Here is a 3,524-nt window from a genome sequence, read left to right on the forward strand (position 1 = left end):
AGCGGATTGCAAATCCGTGGACCTCGGTTCGACTCCGGGAGGCGCCTCCATCATTCAGAAAAACCAGCCCTAGTGGTTGGTTTTTTCGTTTCTGGCACTTTGCTTCTTGTTTCTTCGTCCTTACCTCTTCATTTCTCCCTTTGATATTTGCTAAGCCCAACGCCGTTTTGGTGGAATCCTAAGTTGAACCTTTGTTGATAGACCGCTAAATAAATCAAAGTCACAATTAACCATAATGCTCAATTTGTTTCATTGTTTTATGGGATAACTCTAATTAAAACATGTGTATGAGTGATAGTGTCCCTCTTTATATTTCTTTAATTATTCTATAAGAGGTTCTTAAATATGCAATTTAGTCTAAAGAGAAAAATGGTTTTCTCTGTAGTTTTGGCGATTGCTGTTACATCTGCCATTCTTCTTTTCATGGGTTATAAGACTTTTCAAACAAACAGCTGGCAAGCTATAGAAAGTGAAAGTCGTAATACACTTCAAGCCCATGCAAAGGGCATCAGTGACTGGTTTTACGATAAGAAACAAGCAGTACATGGGCTTAAACAACAAGTACAGCTTAACCCTTCAATAGATATCGTTCCTCATTTACGTCAAACCTTGGTATCTGGTGGGTTTGGATTGAGTTATTACGGTAACAAAGAAGGTGAGATGTTCCGTCATGATCCTTCATTGAATAAAGCGGGGTATGACCCAAGAGTTCGAGGTTGGTATAAACAAACCTTAGCTGAGAACCGCGCAGTAACAACCAAGCCTTACGTGAGTGTAACCATGCAAACCTTAGTGGTGACATTGACCGATCCTGTGACCGAGAATGGATCGATCATAGGTGTTGTGGCATCTAACCTTGCGTTAGACAAGCTAATTGAAGATGTGTTGGCTATTCAGGTTCCAGGTAATGGACGAGCGATCCTAATTGATAAGCAAGGCACGGTCGTTGCTCATAAGAATAAAGATTTCATCCTTAAGCAAGTCAAAGAGATAGCACCTGAATTAAGTGTTTCTGGATTAAACAGTGCTGCACAAAACTTAACGACAATTTTTACACAAGTTGATGGTGATGAGCGCGTCATCATGGCTGAGCCTATTAAAGGCACCGACTGGCTACTTGTGATTGAAATGGATAAAGACGTACTAGAGCAGCCGTTGTTCGATATGTTGATTAGCCAAATCACCACAGGTTTGATTGTATTGATCGTTATGGCTGCAGCAACCTCATGGTTTGTGGCTCGTCAATTAGTTGAACTGGGTCGAGTGAGTGAAGCATTAGCTGATATTGCGGAAGGGGAAGGTGATTTAACACAGCGCCTTCAAGTGTCGAGTAAAGATGAAGTAGGGCAACTTGCCGACAAGTTTAATGTGTTCGTAGATAGACTTCATGCAATGATGAAAAACGTGACTGATGTTTCGACGGCAATGAATAACGGAGCTGAACACGCCAACAGCAGCGCATTAAAACGCAGCGATAGCGTCAGCAGACAGCAAGACGAGATCACAATGGTTGCAACAGCTGTGACAGAAATGGCGACAGCAACAGCAGAAATTGCTACGAATGCTGATAGTACGGCCAAAAGTGCGACTCACTCTGTTGAGTTGAGCGAACAAGGCTTCCAACAGATGGCTAAAAGCCAATCATCGATCAATGAGCTTGCAACAGAGCTAACAAGCGCTGTGTCTATCATCAGCGAGCTTGAAGAGCATGGTCAACAAATCGCGTCTATCTTGGCGACGATTCGCGAAATAGCGGAGCAAACTAACTTACTTGCACTCAATGCGGCAATTGAAGCAGCAAGGGCAGGCGAACAAGGTCGAGGCTTTGCAGTGGTTGCCGATGAGGTTCGAGTGCTTTCACAACGAACTCATGCTTCAACAGAAGAGATCGAAGACAAGATCAAGCGCTTACAACAAGCGACTAGTGGTGCCGTTAAAGTGATGACACAAAGCCACGATATGGCGAAAACAAGCGTACATGACGTGGATATGGCGGGAGAGAGCTTGGCTCAAATACGTGAGGCAATTCAGATGATCAGCGATATGGCAACTCAGATAGCTTCTGCTGCTGAAGAGCAGTCACTGGTTACCGCTGAAATCAATGCGAATACCGAATCTGTTCGTGAAGTGAGTGATGTGATGGCAGTTGATGCGACCGATGCGGTTTCACAAGCCGATCAGCTAAGTCATTTAGCGAGTGACTTGAAACAAGAGCTGTCACGATTCAAGCTTTAAGTTCAGGCTAATATTAGCTTAAGCACAAAGATCAATTAGAAACTAGAAAGAGCACTGGCTGTTAAAGCGTGTGCTCTTTTTTATTTATAGAGCATGCTCAATGTTTGTCAAAGAAGTCTTTGTTACGAATATACTTACTCATTAGGTGATAAGAGAAAGGCCGGATTAACCAACTGAATATTGATCGCCCGAGGCGTATTAACGTCGGTGTGTTTTCGTAAATCCTGCCGTTATAGAGCCAAAGTACTTTGCCTACATGCCAATACAACAGCGGTACGGGCGGCATGAAGGTGACAATATCGATTTCGCAACAGATACGGTAGGTTTTCTTGCTCAAGCGGTAGTTCTTTTTGAAACTCCAATCACCGACCGCGGGCTGTCCAAACGTGACGATTCGTTTAATACAACCTGGGTGTTTTTGGTCCAAGTAATCAGCGAATACACAACCAATAGAGCCACCAGAAGAGTGGCCAGTAATCGATATTCTTTTGCCTTGTTCCAATAGAGGAATTAAAGTGGTTTCCAAGCGTTCAATGACAGTTTGTCCCAGTTTATCTTCATTACGGCTTGGTTGGCTTCCTTGAAACATGAGATGGTAGAACCCGGCATGTACACGATAGTTCAGCCCAATCCTTTTACAGCTTCTTGTCCATAGAGCAAAAGTGAGTAGCCAGTCAGAAACGCTGTGTGACCCCTTGATAACCACGACGACTTCATCTTTGTCGCTGCTCCATAAGACTCGAATCATGGTTTTGCCAAACTGATTCTTTATGATGCGCTGTCCATTAGGGCCAAAACCGTAACGAGTTTGTTTAAAAACTCTAGGGTAGGCGAGGTTGCAGAGCACAGCGTAGCGTTCATATTGGTATCGTTTTAGTGGCTTCACGTTGTCATTTCGTAATAGTCGTTACTTAAAACTCTAGCCTTTGAATGTGAAAAGCACATGAAAACTAAGTCGTGTTTCTCTAATTCAATGGAATTGACAGTATTTTGTGAGTCTGAAAATGGGAATTCGGCCTTTGAATTCCAACTCAAACTCAAAGTCTACGAATAAGAACCGTACAAGCTGCACTAAATTCATTCGTTTGAGTTCGATAATTAATCACTTGAATTGAAAGATAAAATTTACTGTTGACGAATTTTTTCTATCCGTTAAAGTACACCTCGTTCTCACGGCTTAGGTCGCAGAGAGATGGTGTTTTACTCTTCGGTAATCAGCATCGCATGATTGCGTTGCCCTGGTGGTGGAATTGGTAGACACAAGGGATTTAAAATCCCTCGGCGTTCGC

2 protein-coding genes are annotated in these 3,524 nt (G+C 43.0%); one reads left to right on the forward strand and one right to left on the reverse strand.

What is annotated here, in order from left to right:
• Window positions 1-369 precede the first annotated feature (369 nt).
• Window positions 370-2,235, forward strand: a complete 1,866-nt coding sequence (locus ACED25_RS23060; protein ID WP_017077332.1) for a methyl-accepting chemotaxis protein — start codon at window positions 370-372, stop codon at window positions 2,233-2,235.
• A 97-nt stretch (window positions 2,236-2,332) separates the two neighbouring features.
• On the opposite strand, the gene ACED25_RS23065 is transcribed toward ACED25_RS23060, so the two are convergent.
• Window positions 2,333-3,121, reverse strand: a complete 789-nt coding sequence (locus tag ACED25_RS23065; RefSeq protein WP_371696227.1) for a lipase — start codon at window positions 3,119-3,121, stop codon at window positions 2,333-2,335.
• Window positions 3,122-3,524 lie beyond the last annotated feature (403 nt).

This window comes from Vibrio sp. 1F263, from assembly GCF_041439035.1.
GTDB classification, from domain to species: Bacteria; Pseudomonadota; Gammaproteobacteria; order Enterobacterales; family Vibrionaceae; genus Vibrio; species Vibrio tasmaniensis_A.

Excerpts from the sequence above, each read along its gene's own strand:
- ACED25_RS23060 (WP_017077332.1), top strand. The coding sequence starts at position 370 with ATGGTTTTCTCTGTAGTTTTGGCGATTGCTGTTACATCTGCCATTCTT.